12 protein-coding genes are annotated in these 13,493 nt (G+C 63.9%); 4 read left to right on the top strand and 8 right to left on the bottom strand.

Annotated elements, in window-relative coordinates; genetic code table 11:
* Window positions 1–34: 34 nt before the first annotated feature.
* Window positions 35–1,060, top strand: a complete 1,026-nt coding sequence (gene holA / locus ACMDCR_RS06535) for a DNA polymerase III subunit delta (protein ID WP_413991744.1) — start codon at window positions 35–37, stop codon at window positions 1,058–1,060.
* 16 nt (window positions 1,061–1,076) lie between these two features.
* On the opposite strand, the gene ACMDCR_RS06530 is transcribed toward holA, so the two are convergent.
* From ACMDCR_RS06530 to mdh, 8 genes are all read right to left on the bottom strand, one after another.
* The gene (locus tag ACMDCR_RS06530) at window positions 1,077–1,835 is read right to left on the bottom strand and encodes a LolA family protein (protein ID WP_413991743.1); all 759 of its coding nucleotides are present in this window, start codon (window positions 1,833–1,835) and stop codon (window positions 1,077–1,079) included.
* 336 nt (window positions 1,836–2,171) lie between these two features.
* Window positions 2,172–3,572 carry a dihydrolipoyl dehydrogenase gene (lpdA, locus tag ACMDCR_RS06525; RefSeq protein WP_413991742.1) on the bottom strand — a complete coding sequence of 467 codons (1,401 nt, stop codon included), beginning with the start codon at window positions 3,570–3,572 and terminating at the stop codon, window positions 2,172–2,174.
* 159 nt (window positions 3,573–3,731) lie between these two features.
* Window positions 3,732–4,976 (bottom strand): 2-oxoglutarate dehydrogenase complex dihydrolipoyllysine-residue succinyltransferase, encoded by a 1,245-nt coding sequence (gene odhB, locus ACMDCR_RS06520; protein ID WP_413991741.1) that lies wholly within the window; start codon window positions 4,974–4,976, stop codon window positions 3,732–3,734.
* 133 nt (window positions 4,977–5,109) lie between these two features.
* On the bottom strand, window positions 5,110–5,430 hold the full coding sequence (locus tag ACMDCR_RS06515) for a YciI family protein (protein ID WP_413991740.1): 321 nt from the start codon (window positions 5,428–5,430) through the stop codon (window positions 5,110–5,112).
* A gap of 11 nt (window positions 5,431–5,441) precedes the next feature.
* Window positions 5,442–8,390: a 2-oxoglutarate dehydrogenase E1 component gene (locus tag ACMDCR_RS06510; protein WP_413991739.1), complete on the bottom strand. Its 2,949-nt coding sequence runs from the start codon at window positions 8,388–8,390 to the stop codon at window positions 5,442–5,444.
* A gap of 103 nt (window positions 8,391–8,493) precedes the next feature.
* Window positions 8,494–9,378: a succinate--CoA ligase subunit alpha gene (sucD, locus tag ACMDCR_RS06505; protein WP_413991738.1), complete on the bottom strand. Its 885-nt coding sequence runs from the start codon at window positions 9,376–9,378 to the stop codon at window positions 8,494–8,496.
* Complete coding sequence (sucC, locus tag ACMDCR_RS06500; protein WP_413991737.1) at window positions 9,378–10,577, bottom strand: ADP-forming succinate--CoA ligase subunit beta; 1,200 nt, start codon at window positions 10,575–10,577, stop codon at window positions 9,378–9,380. The genes sucD and sucC overlap by 1 nt, the downstream gene beginning before the upstream one ends.
* 27 nt (window positions 10,578–10,604) lie before the next feature.
* A complete protein-coding gene (gene mdh, locus ACMDCR_RS06495) occupies window positions 10,605–11,567 on the bottom strand; it encodes a malate dehydrogenase (RefSeq protein WP_413991736.1) in 963 nt (320 codons plus the stop codon).
* A gap of 266 nt (window positions 11,568–11,833) precedes the next feature.
* On the opposite strand from mdh, the gene ACMDCR_RS06490 reads away from it, so the two are divergent.
* Genes ACMDCR_RS06490 through rdgB form a run of 3 tightly spaced genes read left to right on the top strand, consistent with a single transcriptional unit; the run spans window position 11,834 to window position 13,480 of the window.
* Window positions 11,834–12,187 (top strand): hypothetical protein, encoded by a 354-nt coding sequence (locus ACMDCR_RS06490; protein WP_413991735.1) that lies wholly within the window; start codon window positions 11,834–11,836, stop codon window positions 12,185–12,187.
* Entirely contained in the window at window positions 12,159–12,872 is a 714-nt protein-coding gene (gene rph, locus ACMDCR_RS06485) for a ribonuclease PH (RefSeq protein WP_413991734.1), read from the top strand. The genes ACMDCR_RS06490 and rph overlap by 29 nt, the downstream gene beginning before the upstream one ends.
* The gene (rdgB, locus tag ACMDCR_RS06480) at window positions 12,872–13,480 is read left to right on the top strand and encodes an RdgB/HAM1 family non-canonical purine NTP pyrophosphatase (protein WP_413991733.1); all 609 of its coding nucleotides are present in this window, start codon (window positions 12,872–12,874) and stop codon (window positions 13,478–13,480) included. Before rph ends, rdgB begins: the two co-directional genes overlap by 1 nt.
* Window positions 13,481–13,493 lie beyond the last annotated feature (13 nt).

Raw genomic sequence — 13,493 nt, 5'->3', positions numbered from 1 at the left:
CAAGGATATTAGGGCGCAAGGATATTAGGGCATCATGGCGACGATCGAGCGGCGGGCCGTCGATGCCTTCATCAAGAAGCCGGACGCGCATTTCGCCGTGATTCTGGTCTATGGGCCGGATACGGGCCTGGTAAGCGAGCGCGTGCGCGCGCTCGTTGCGGCTTCGGTCGATGACGTCGAGGATCCCTTCCAGCTCGTACGCCTCGACGGCGACGATGTCAGCGGCGATCCGGCACGCCTTGCCGACGAGGTCTTCACCATCCCGCTCTTCGGCGGCCGCAGGGCCGTGCGCCTGCGCGCCGGGAGCCGCAGCCTCGTGGCCGCCGTCGAGCCGGTGCTCGCAAGTCCGCCGAGCGCCTGCCGGGTGGTGATCGAGGCGGGAGAGCTGAAAAAGGGCCATGCTCTGCTGACACTGGTCGAGAAGTCACGGGCCGGCACCGTAATCGCCTGCTTCAGTGACGAAAGCACCAATATCGGCCAGATCATCGCCGAGGAAGTGGCGGGTGCAGGCCTCACCATCGCTCCCGATGCGCGCGAAATGCTGATGGGCCTCCTCGGCGGCGACCGGCTGGCGACGCGGAGCGAATTGAAGAAGCTTACCCTCTATGCCCACGGCGCCGGGCGTATCGAGGCGCGCGATGTCGAGGCCGTGGTGGGAGACGCCAGCGCCCTCGCCACCGACGAGATCATCGACGCGGCCTTTTCCGGCCAGGCCGACAGGCTGGACACCACCCTCGCCAAGGCCTGGAGCGAGGGCGTCAATACCTCCCAGCTCGCCGGCATGGCACTGCGCCACGCTCTTCTCCTGCACAGGCTGCGCGGCGAGGTCGAGAAGGGCCGTCCGCCGGCGGGCGTGGTTGAGACGATGGGGATGCAGATCTACTTCAAGCGCCGGGCCGCGGTCACCGCGCAATTGGCAGCCCTCAGCATGAACAGGCTTGACCGCATCGTCGCCGATTTGTCGGAAGCGGTGTTCGATGCAAGGCGCAATGCAGCCCTGGACGAGGCGATCGTCTCACGCGCCCTGATGCGCACTGCATTGCTGGCAAGGAGGAGGTGACAGGGAGCGCTCCCTGTCACTTCAAGATCTTCTGCTGGTCGATAAAGAAGATACGATCCGGCAGCTGCAGCTTGCGGTCGATGCCCGAGATGGTCACGGTGGTATCGTAGCCCTGCGGGTCCGTGATCGTCCACTGCTTCAGATCATAGGATGGCGCGGGGAAGGTCAACTGGATGCGCGACTTGCCTCCGCTCGCGGCCGAGCCTTCCTCCAGCACCACGCTGATGCCTGCCTGCTCGCTGCCTACTTCCAGCACCTTGGAATCCTCGATCAGATCGAGCTTCTCAGCCAGCAGGAAGCGCAACGGGGTCTGCTTGATGAAATAGAGGCTCTGGGTATTGAGCTTGCGGTTGCGCACCGCAACCGATGTGCCGTCGGCCAGCAATTGCAGCGCCGAGGGCGGATCGTAGTCGAAGCGCATGCGGCCGGGCTTGGAGACCCAGAACTTTCCGGTGACGCGCTTGCCGTCCGAGCCGACCTGCAAGAAATCGCCGGAGAAGAACTTGATATTGTTGAAATAGGTGTCGATCTGGTCGAGCGTCGCCTTGTCCGCCGTACTGACCCCCTTCGGATTGATCGGATGGGTGTCGATCTCCAGGGGCTGGCCGGAGGCCACGAATTCGGGAGCGGGCACGTCGCCGGCACCAGTGGGGGTCTGCTGCACTGGCGGGCGGGACGGCGGCGTGGGCGTACCAGCCGGATCGTCCTGCGCGAGGGCTGTCCCCGCCAGCATAAAGAGGCTCAGGGCGGCGAGAACGGTCCGGGCTACAGGCATTGGAAACTCCGAGGGCGGCCGGCCCGAGGGGCCGAACCGGCGGCTTGGAAAGAAGGCGGGCATGTCCCGCTTTGGACGATGCCCTAGAGCAAAACGCGTTCAGGCGTAAACGCTAATTTGCTCCGGTTCCATATTTGACGCGTCTTTGCGATTCATGACGATTTCGTCAAATCACAAAGCGCTTTAGCGCGTGTGTATGGCCATTTAGCGGCTTTGCAACAGCAAAAGGGCGTTCTAGAGCGTTTTGCTTTCAGATCGAAGCACCAAGAATCGCAAAATGCATTTGGTACCAGGCAGTCAATTTCGATATCAGCTCCCACCTGAACGCATTTTGCTTCAGATGTGAATTGCGCGCCCCTCGACCGCCAGAGCAGCCTCCCTCACCGCCTCCGACATGGTCGGATGGGCGTGGCAGGTGCGGCCGAGATCCTCCGAGGAACCGCCGAATTCCATGAGAACAACGGCCTCGTGAATCATCTCGCCAGCCCCAGCGCCAAGGATATGGGCGCCGAGCACGCGGTCCGTCGTGGCATCGGCCAGGAACTTGACGAAGCCTTCCGTGGTGCGGTTGGCGCGGGCGCGGCCATTGGCGGTGAATGGGAACTTGCCGACCTTGTAGGCGACGCCTGCGGCCTTGAGCTCCTCCTCGGTCTTCCCCACCGAGGCGATCTCGGGATAGGTATAGACCACAGCTGGAATGGTGTCGTAATTCACATGGCCATGCTGCCCGGCCAGGATCTCCGCGATGGCAATGCCCTCATCCTCCCCCTTGTGAGCCAGCATCGGGCCGCGCACCACGTCGCCGATGGCATAGATGCCGGGTACATTGGTGGCGAAGTGGTCGTCGATCACCACGCGCCCGCGCTCCGTGCCCACGCCCGCTTCCTCCAGGCCCAGCCCGTCCGTGTAGGGGCGGCGGCCGGTCGAGACCAGCACGATATCGGCGGCGATCGTCTGCGTCTCGCCGCCGGCGACGGGCTCGATCGAGACGACGGCACCCGTCGTGCTGGTGGTCACGCCGGTGACCTTGGTGGCGAGCTTGAACTCCATGCCCTGGCGGGTGAACAGGCGCTGGGCCTGCTTGGCCACCTCGCCATCCATGCCAGGCAGGATGCGGTCAAGGAACTCGACCACGGTGACCTCGGCGCCCAGGCGGCGCCATACCGAGCCAAGTTCGAGACCGATCACGCCGGCGCCGATGACGACGAGCTTCTTCGGCACGACGGCAAGTTCCAGCGCACCGGTGGAGGAGACCACGATCTTCTCGTCGATCGTCACGCCCGGCAGCTGGGCAACGTCGGAACCCGTGGCGATCACGATCGACTTGGTGTCGACGGTCTGTTTGGAGCCGTCATCGGCCGTGACCTCGACCTTGCCGGCGCCAAGGATCTTGCCCCTGCCGCGATAGGCGGTGATCTTGTTCTTCTTGAACAGGAAGGCGACGCCCTGGACATTGGCATCCACTGTTTCCTGCTTGTGCTTCATCATCTGGGCGAGGTTGAGCACGGGCGCCGGCACCTCGATGCCGAAGGCCTTGAAGCCGTGGCCGGCCTCATCGAAAAGCTCGGAGGCGTGCAGCAGCGCCTTGGAGGGGATGCAGCCGATATTCAGGCAGGTGCCGCCATAGGTGGCGTTCTTCTCGACCACGGCGACATTGAGCCCGAGCTGGGCCGCGCGAATGGCACAGACATAGCCTCCGGGGCCGGTGCCGATAACGACGAGATCATGGGTGGGCATGGGGGAGTGCTCGCTTTGGGGGTCATCCCGGGCGTGTTGCAGCGCGAAGCGGTGCGACGCAGACCCGGGACCGTCATTAGAATAGGTTGCTCGATCGTCACGCGGCCCCGGATCCGCGGCGCGACATTGCATGCCGCCCCGCGTCCGGGATGACGCCCGTCAGAGGTCCAGCACAAGCCTTGCCGGATCCTCCAGGCTTTCCTTGACGCGAACCAGGAAGGTCACCGCTTCCTTGCCGTCGATGATGCGGTGATCGTAGGAGAGCGCGAGATACATCATCGGGCGGGCCACGATCTGGCCGCCGACCACCATCGGGCGTTCCTGAATCTTGTGCATGCCCAGGATGGCCGATTGCGGAGCGTTCAGGATCGGCGTCGACATCAGCGAGCCATAGACACCACCGTTCGAGATGGTGAAGGTGCCGCCTTGCATCTCTTCGATCTTCAGCTGGCCGTCGCGGGCGCGCTTGCCGAAATCGGCAATGGCCTTCTCGATGGCGGCAAGGCCAAGCGTCTCGGCATCGCGGATGATGGGAACCACCAGCCCCTTGTCGGTGCCGACGGCGACACCGATGTGGCAGTAGTTCTTGTAGATGATGTCCTGCCCGTCGATCTCGGCATTGACAGCCGGCATCTCCTTGAGAGCCTGCGTCACGGCGCGCACGAAGAAGGACATGAAGCCGAGCTTCACGCCATGCTTCTTTTCGAACAGGTCCTTATACTGGTTGCGCAGGGCCATGACGTGGGTCATGTCGACCTCGTTGAAGGTCGTCAGCATGGCGGCATTGGCCTGTGCCTCCTTGAGGCGGCGGGCAATGGTCTGGCGCAGCTTGGTCATGCGCACGCGTTCCTCGCGGGCGGCGTCGGCAGCGGGCGACGGCGCGCGGGGCGCGGCGGGAACCGGAGCGGGCGCAGGCACCGGAGCGACGGCCGGGGCCGCGACGGGCTTGGGCGCTTCAGCCGTCAGCACATCGCCTTTCAGCACCTGGCCCCGGCGGCCGGAGCCTTCGATCTCGGCCACGTTGAGGCTGCGGTCGGCGGCGATCTTGGCGGCGGCGGGCGATGCCGGCATGGCGGTCGCGGGAGCGGCGGCGGCCACCGGAGCCGCGGGAGCAGACGGGGTTGCCGCCGGCGCGGGCGCGGCCGGTGCGGGAGCGGCAGCAGCACCGCCAGCCTCGACGGAGCCCAGCAAGGCACCCACGCCCACCGTCTCACCGGCCTTCGCCAGGATTTCACCCAGCACGCCGCTGGCGGGAGCGTTGACCTCCAGCGTCACCTTGTCGGTTTCAAGCTCGAGCAAAGGCTCGTCCACCTTCACGGCATCGCCGGGCTTCTTGAACCATTTGCCGATCGTGGCTTCCGTGACCGATTCGCCGAGGGTCGGCACCTTTATTTCCGTCGCCATATTTTTGCGCCCCGTGCGGGGTTCCTCTTCTAACCATGGCGTCTTGCGAACTGATGGAGTCGTCAGGATTCGCAAGGACGCGTTAAAATAAAGAGCTAGAGCAATGAGTGCTTACGTGTAAACGCGCCTTGCTCTAGGGGTTTGCAGGGAGCAGGCGGCGCCCGGAAACGGCCTGCATCATGGGTAGTATCTCGTGGGAAAAGCCGGCGCCGGAGCTGAGGACGGGATCCCCGTCCAAGATCTCCTTCACCTTGGCCTCGTCCGCAGCCTCGAAAATGGCGAGGCCCCAGGGCCCCTTGGGGTCGCCAACCGGCCCGAACAGGATGATGCTGCCCTCCTCCGCCCATTGGCGCAGATAGGCGCCATGCCGGCCCATCATGTCGCGCTCCGCTTCCGTCATGTCGAAGGCGAAGGTCGGGCGCGGGGCGATGAGCCGGCAAACGAAGAAGGGCATGATCTCTCCCGTCAGATGGTCAGCGCTTCATCGGTGAAGGCCTGGAGCTGGGCCAGATGCTTGGACATCAGGCCCGTGGCCGTGGCTGCCGAAGCCGGGCGCCCGGCATAGGCGGCACGCTTGGCCTTGGTTCCAGCCTGGCCGAGCACCCATTCGAGATAGGGCTCGACGAAGGACCAGGAGCCCATATTCTTGGGCTCTTCCTGGCACCAGACCACATCCGCCTTGCGGAAGCGTGACAGTTCCGCGGCCAGCGACTTCAGCGGGAAGGGATAGAGTTGCTCGACGCGCATCAGATAGATGTCGTCGATGCCCCGCTTCTCGCGCTCGTCGAGCAGGTCGTAATAGACCTTGCCGGTGCACAGCACGACGCGCCGGATCTTCTCGTCCGCCACCAGCTTGGTGGTGGAGGTGCCGAACTGGGCATCGTCCCACAAGATGCGGTGGAAGGTCGTATCGGTCCCGAGTTCGCTGAGCTTGGAGACGCAGCGCTTGTGGCGCAGCAGCGACTTCGGCGTCATCAGGATCAGGGGCTTGCGGATATCACGCTTGAGCTGGCGGCGCAGGATGTGGAAGTAGTTCGCCGGCGTCGTGCAGTTGGCGACCTGCATGTTGTCCTCGGCGCACATCTGCAGGAAGCGCTCGAGGCGCGCGGAGGAATGCTCCGGCCCTTGCCCTTCATAGCCATGCGGCAGCAGGCAGACCAGGCCCGACAGGCGCAGCCATTTGCGCTCGCCCGAAGAGATGAACTGGTCGAACACCACCTGCGCGCCGTTGGCGAAGTCGCCGAACTGGGCTTCCCACAAGGTCAGCGCTTTCGGCTCCGCCAGCGAATAGCCATATTCGAAGCCGAGCACGGCCTCTTCCGAGAGCATCGAGTTGATGACCTCGTATCTGCCCTGGCCCTCGCGGATGTTCTTGAGCGGGGTGTAGCGCTTCTCCGTCTCCTGGTCGATCAGCACCGAATGGCGCTGCGAGAAGGTGCCGCGCTCGCAGTCCTGGCCTGAGAGCCGCACGCGATGGCCCTCGTCACAGAGCGTGCCGAAGGCCAGCGCCTCGGCTGTCGCCCAATCGAGCCCTTCGCCCATCTCGATCATCTTGCGCCGCGTTTCCATGAAGCGCTGGATGGTCTTGTGGACATGGAAGCCTTCCGGCGTCCTGGTCAGCGCCATGCCGATATTGGTCAGCTTGGCACTGTCGACGCCGGTGGCGCCGCGGCGCGGATCGTCGTCGGTGGCGCCGATCGCCTTCAGGCCAGCCCACTGGCCGTCGAGCCAGTCGGCCTTGTTGGGCCTGTAGGCCTGGCCGGCCTCATATTCGGCCTCCAGGCGGGCCCGCCAGTCGGACTTCATCTTGTCGACTTCGCCGGCCGTGACGACGCCGGCCTCGATCAGGCGCTGCGAGTAGATCTCGACCACGCCCGGATGCGAGCGGATCTTCTTGTACATCAGCGGCTGGGTGAAGCCCGGCTCGTCGCCTTCGTTGTGGCCAAAACGGCGATAGCAGAACATGTCGATGACCACGGGCTTGTGGAAGGTCTGCCGGAATTCGGTAGCGATCTTTGCGGCAAACACCACCGCTTCCGGGTCATCGCCATTCACATGGAAGATCGGCGCCTCGATCATCTTCGCCACGTCGGAGGGATAGGGCGAGGAGCGCGAATAGCGCGGATAGGTGGTGAAGCCGATCTGGTTGTTGATGATGAAATGCATCGAGCCGCCGGTGCGGTGGCCCTTCAGGCCCGAAAGCCCGAGGCATTCGGCCACCACGCCCTGGCCGGCGAAAGCGGCATCGCCGTGGATCAGCAGCGGCATCACAGTCGATCGGGCGTTGACGTCGTCATGCTGGTCCTGCTTGGCGCGCACCTTGCCGAGCACCACGGGATCGACGATCTCCAGATGCGAGGGGTTGGCGGTGAGCGACAGATGCACCTTGTTGCCGTCGAATTCGCGGTCCGAGGACGCACCCAGATGGTATTTCACGTCGCCCGAGCCTTCCACGTCGTCGGGGGTGTAGGAACCGCCCTTGAATTCGTGGAAGATGGCGCGATGCGGCTTGCCCAGCACCTGTGCGAGCACGTTGAGGCGGCCGCGATGGGCCATGCCCAGCACGATGTCCTGCACGCCGAGGGCGCCGCCACGTTTGATGATCTGCTCCAGCGCGGGAATCGCCGACTCCGAACCGTCCAGGCCGAAACGCTTGGTGCCGGTATATTTGACGTCGATGAACTTCTCGAAGCCCTCGGCCTCGATCAGCTTGTTGAGGATGGCGCGCTTGCCCTCGCGGGTGAAGGAGATCTCCTTGTCCGTGCCCTCGATGCGCTGCTGGATCCAGGCCTTCTGGGTGGGGTCGGAGACATGCATGAACTCGACGCCCAGCGTCGAGCAATAGGTGCGCTTGAGGATCGTCTCGATTTCATGGATGGTGGCGAATTCAAGCCCCAGCACATGGTCGATGAAGATCTTGCGATCGAGGTCGTTCTCCGAGAAGCCGTAGGTCTGCGGATGCAGCTCCTCATGGTCACGAGGGGCCTGCAGACCGAGCGGATCGAGATTGGCGAAGAGATGGCCGCGCATGCGGTAGGCGCGGATGAGCATGATGGCACGCACCGAATCGCGCGTGGCCTGCAGCACCGCCTCCGGGGTGATGGTGGCGCCCTGTTCCTGAGCCTTGGCCTTGATCTTCTCGCCGACCTTCTTCTCGACCTGCCCCCAATTGCCGTCGAGGGCGGAGACGAGCTCGCCATTGGCGGCAATCGGCCAGTTTGGTCTGGCCCAGCTGGCGCCCCGCGCATTCTTTTCGACGATTGCCTTGTCGTCGGCGAGGCCGGCGAAGAAGGAAGCCCATTCGCCGGTCACCGAAGACGGGTTGTCCTCGTAACGCGCGTAGAGGTCCTCGAGATAGGCGGCATCGCCACCATAGGCAAAGCCTTGCCCGTTCCGTTCGTCTTGACGATCCATCGTCCCGTTCCTTCGAACTGGAGGGGCGATCACCGATCGCCCACCTCTCCGGCATACTCCTCAGAAAGGGCGATCAGTGATCGCTCCTCCATCGGCCCTGTCCTCAGCCCTTCAAAAGTTCACTCAACGTCGTGCCCAGGCGCGCCGGCGACGGCGAGACCCGCACACCCGCAGCCTCCAGAGCCGCGATCTTCGAGGCGGCATCACCCTTGCCACCCGAGATGATGGCGCCGGCGTGGCCCATGCGTCGTCCAGGAGGCGCGGTGCGGCCAGCCACGAAACCGACCGTCGGCTTCTTGCGACCGCGCTTGGCCTCGTCGATCAGGAACTGCGCCGCGTCTTCCTCGGCCGAGCCGCCGATCTCACCGATCATGACGATCGAATGGGTGTCGGGGTCACCGAGGAAAAGCTCAAGCATGTCAATGAATTCGGTGCCCTTGACGGGGTCGCCGCCGATGCCGACGGCCGTGGTCTGGCCGAGGCCTTCATTCGAGGTCTGGAACACTGCTTCATAGGTAAGCGTTCCCGACCGGGATACAATGCCCACCGAACCCTTGCGGAAGATGTTGCCGGGCATGATGCCGATCTTGCATTCGTCCGAAGTCATCACGCCCGGGCAGTTCGGGCCGATCAGGCGCGACTTGGAGCCGGACAGGGCGCGCTTGACCTTGATCATGTCAGCCACCGGGATGCCCTCGGTGATGCAGACGATCAGCGGGATCTCGGCATCGACAGCTTCGCAGATCGCGTCCGCCGCGCCCGGCGGCGGCACATAGATCACGGAAGCGTCGGCGGCCGTGGCGTGGCGTGCCTCGGCGACCGTGTCGAAGACCGGCAGGCCGAGATGCTGCGAGCCGCCTTTGCCCGGCGAGGTGCCGCCAACCATCTGCGTGCCGTATTTCATGGCCTGCTCGGAATGGAAGGTGCCGTTCTTGCCGGTGAAGCCCTGGCAGATGACGCGGGTGTTCTTGTTGATGAGGATGGACATTACTTGGTTTCCCGCACGGCTTTGACAATCTTCTGGGCGGCGTCATCGAGATCATCTGCGGCGATGACGTTCAGGCCGGACTCGCGGATGATCTGCTTGCCGAGTTCGACATTGGTACCTTCGAGCCGCACCACCAGCGGGATCTGCAAGCCGACTTCCTGCACCGCGGCGATCACGCCCTCTGCGATGACGTCGCAGCGCATGATGCCGCCGAAGATGTTGACCAGGATGCCCTTCACCTGCGGGTCGGCTGTGATGATCTTGAACGCGGCCGTCACCTTCTCCTTGCTGGCGCCGCCGCCGACATCGAGGAAGTTCGCCGGTTCCTCGCCATAGAGCTTGATGATGTCGAGCGTCGCCATGGCAAGGCCCGCGCCGTTGACCATGCAGCCGATCGAGCCGTCGAGGGCGATATAGGAGAGGTCGTAGCGCGAGGCCTCGATCTCCTTGGGATCCTCCTCCGTCTCGTCGCGCAGGGCCACGATGTCCGGATGGCGATAGAGCGAGTTGGAATCGAAGGAGATCTTGGCGTCCAGGCACTTGAGCTGGCCATCCTTGGTGATGATCAGCGGATTGATCTCGAGCAGCGACATGTCCTTGGCCACGAAGGCCGTGTAGAGCTTGGTGGTGAGGCTGATCGCCTGCTTGGTGAGATCGCCCGAGAGGCCGAGCGCCTTGGCGACCGTCAGGCCGTGATGCGGCATCACGCCGGTGGCCGGATCGACCGAGAAGGTCACGATCTTCTCGGGGCTCTCATGGGCCACCTTCTCGATATCCATGCCGCCCTCGGTGGAAACCACGAAAGCGACGCGGCTGGTTTCGCGGTCGACCAGCATGGACAGGTAGAATTCCTTCTCGATGTCGGAGCCATCCTCGATATAGAGGCGGTTGACCTGCTTGCCGGCCGGGCCGGTCTGCACCGTCACCAGCGTGTTGCCGAGCATTTCGGCGGCATTGGCCTTGACCTCGTCGATCGACTTGGAGAGGCGCACGCCGCCCTTGGCTTCGGGAGGCAGTTCCTTGAACTTGCCCTTGCCGCGGCCGCCGGCATGGATCTGCGACTTCACCACATAGAGAGGGCCCGGCAGGTCCTGGGCGGCTCGGACGGCTTCCTCGACCGTGAGCGCCGCACCACCGCGCGACACAGGCAGGCCGAATTCCTTCAGCACGGCCTTGGCCTGGTATTCATGGATGTTCATTGGATTGTGCTCCGGTGGCGGGCAGGATCAGGCAAGCGAAGGGGCGATGGTCTTGCAGGCGTCGACCAGCGACTTCACCGCGTTGACCGACTTCTCGAATCCGGCGCGCTCTTCCTTGTCGAGCTGGATCTCGACGATGCGTTCGACACCGCCGGCGCCGAGTACCACGGGCACGCCGACATAGAGATCCTTGACACCATACTGTCCGTTGAGCTGGGCGGCGCAGGGCAGCACGCGCTTCTTGTCCTTGAGATAGCTCTCGGCCATCACGATGGCGGAGGCGGCCGGCGCATAGAAGGCCGAGCCGGTCTTCAGGAGGTTGACGATCTCGGCGCCGCCGTCGCGGGTACGCTGCACGATCTCGGCGAGACGAGCCTCGGTAATCCAGCCCATCTTGATCAGATCGGGCAGCGGGATGCCGGCGACGGTGGAATAGCGCACCGAGGGCACCATGGTGTCGCCATGGCCGCCGAGCACGAAGGCCGTGACGTCTTCCACCGAGACGTTGAACTCGTCGGCGAGAAAATGGCGGAAGCGCGAGGAGTCGAGCACGCCGGCCATGCCGACAACCTTGTTGGCGGGCAGGCCGCAGGATTTCTGCAGAGCCCAGACCATGGCGTCGAGGGGATTGGTGATGCAGATGACAAAGGCGTCCCTGGCATATTTGGCAATGCCGGCACCCACCTGCTCCATGACCTTGAGATTGATGGAGAGGAGATCGTCGCGGCTCATGCCGGGCTTGCGCGGCACGCCCGCGGTGACGATGACGACGTCGGCGCCCTTGATGCCTTCATAACTCTGGGTGCCGGCGAACTTGGCGTCGAAACCATCGACCGGCGAGGCTTCGGCGATGTCGAGAGCCTTGCCCTGGGGTACGCCTTCCATCACGTCGAAGAGCACGATATCGCCCAGTTCCTTCAGACCGGCGAGAAGTGCGAGCGTGCCACCGATCTGTCCCGCCCCGATAAGAGCGATCTTGCTACGTGCCATAACGTAATGTCCCTGAGATATTTGCCGAAGATGAAACCGTCCCCACCTCCGATAGCCCCTTTGGGAGCCCGGTTCAAGCTTCAGGAGAACAAGAGCAGAATCGCCATAAGACGCCCAATCCGCCAGCCGCTCTTCCTATAGCTAAATCTTTTATCATCAATATGTTACGTTCAATCAACGAGAGGTAAAAGGTTGATCGAAAAGCTCAGGATTTGAGGTTACAGATTTCATATTTTGTAACATGTAACAGGGTTTTGAAGATTTGAATGCTGGAATCCCTGTTCCAACTTTGTCATCCGAGGACCATTATGGATGAAAGTATTGCAATGAAGAAAAGCCAGACATCCTCGTCAGTTGCAGACCGAATGGCAGCTCACCCCCGCCGCGGAAGTTCCCTGGGACTCGCCCCGAAACAAAGCCTGAAATTGCGGCTGAAGTTGGCAGGGTCCAGGAAGCCGCAACGTATGCCCATGTCGGCGCGCGGGATTTCGCGCAGCAGGCTCTCGATCATGACACTTGCCCGTCTGAGCCCCGGCTTGCGGATGACCGCCGAGGCGGGCTACAACGCGCCCGGATTTCTTGGAGATTGTGATGCGTCCTTCCCGCCGCGCGCCCGATGAGTTGCGCCCCGTTTCGATCGAGCGCAATGTCGCCCGCTACGCCGAAGGCTCCTGCCTGATCAAGTTCGGCGAAACCCATGTGCTGTGCACTGCGAGCCTGGAAGAAAAGCCCCCGGCCTGGCTGCGCGGCACCGGCAAGGGCTGGGTCACGGCCGAGTATGCCATGCTGCCGCGTGCTACGCATGAGCGCACCCGGCGCGAATCGACCTCCGGCAAGCCCTCGGGCCGCACCCAGGAGATCCAGCGCCTGGTCGGCCGCTCCCTGCGCGCGGTCGTCGACCTGGTGCGCCTGGGCGAGAAGCAGATCACCATCGATTGCGACGTGCTGCAGGCCGATGGTGGCACCCGCACCGCCTCGATCACCGGCGGCTTCATCGCCCTGCAGGAATGCGTGCGCTGGATGATGGAACGCAAGATGCTCGCCGCCAGCCCGATCAAGGATCATGTCGCGGCGATCTCCTGCGGCATTTCCAAGGGGGTGGCGGTGCTCGACCTCGACTACGCCGAAGATTCGGAGGCGATGACGGACGCCAATTTCGTGATGACCGGCGCCGGCGGCCTTGTCGAGATCCAGGGCACGGCCGAGGGCGCGCCCTTCAGCGAGGCGCAGTTCCTGGAGATGCTTGCGCTGGCGCGCAAGGGCATCGGCGAACTGGTCGAGCTCCAGAAGAAGGCCGTCGCCTGATGGGCCGCCGCCTCACCGGCAAGCTGGTGCTGGCCACGCACAACAGTGGCAAGCTCGCCGAATTCCAGGCGCTGATGTCACCCTATGGAGTCGATGTCGTCTCGGTCGGCCAGCTCGGCCTGCCCGTGCCGGACGAGACCGGCACGACCTTCGTCGAGAACGCCCGCATCAAGGCGCTCGCAGCACTGGAAGCAACCGGCCTGCCGGCGCTGGCCGACGATTCGGGCCTGTGCATCGAGGCCCTGGGCGGCGCTCCGGGCGTCTACACGGCGGACTGGGCCGGCCCGACCCGCAGCTGGGACGTCGCCATGCAGAAGGCACAGGACGAACTCCTCGCCGTCGGCGCTACCGCGCCGGCGCAACGCCGCAGCACCTTCGTCTCCGTGCTCACCCTGGTCTGGCCCGATGGCCACCGCGAGACCTTCGAGGGCCGCGCCGACGGCACGCTGGTCTGGCCGACCCGAGGCGCGCATGGCCATGGCTACGATCCCATGTTCCAGCCCGACGGCTCGGACAAGACCTTCGCCGAAATGCCGGAAGCCGAGAAGAACAAGATCTCGCACCGGGCAAGGTCGTTCCAGCAACTGGCAGAGGCCTGCCTGAAATAACTGGGAGCGCGGA

The sequence above is a fragment of the Labrys okinawensis genome, from assembly GCF_047345005.1.
In the GTDB taxonomy this organism is placed as follows: Bacteria; Pseudomonadota; Alphaproteobacteria; order Rhizobiales; family Labraceae; genus Labrys; species Labrys okinawensis.
Note: the sequence above shows the minus strand (reverse complement) of the source record. Positions and strands in the feature narration are given on the sequence as shown.